The organism is Streptococcus penaeicida (assembly GCF_002887775.1).
Classification (GTDB): domain Bacteria; phylum Bacillota; class Bacilli; order Lactobacillales; family Streptococcaceae; genus Streptococcus; species Streptococcus penaeicida.
In genome coordinates, this window is the sequence record NZ_LOCM01000069.1 from 1 (window position 1) to 281 (window position 281).

Consider the following 281-nt stretch of genomic DNA (forward strand, 5'->3'; position numbering starts at 1 on the left):
GATGTCATGTTCTATGAATTAAGATGCACCCTAGAGGAGTCGAACCTCTAACCGCCTGATTCGTAGTCAGGTACTCTATCCAGTTGAGCTAAGGGTGCTCTTTATATTTCTAAAATCAGTATACACCTTTTTTAAAAATAAATCAAAAAAGATAGGAAATCCTATCTCTATCGACTCCGCCAGTAGGACTCGAACCTACGACATCATGATTAACAGTCATGCGCTACTACCAACTGAGCTATGGCGGATAAAAGCTAAGCGACTTCCGTATCTAACAGGGG

2 tRNA genes are annotated in these 281 nt (G+C 41.3%); both read right to left on the reverse strand.

Features of this window, described 5'->3' with window-relative positions:
- Positions 1-24: 24 nt before the first annotated feature.
- Positions 25-98, reverse strand: a tRNA-Arg gene (locus AT575_RS10285).
- Positions 99-174: 76 nt separating this feature from the next.
- A tRNA-Asn gene (locus tag AT575_RS10290) sits at positions 175-248 on the reverse strand.
- Between the last annotated feature and the right edge of the window lie 33 nt (positions 249-281).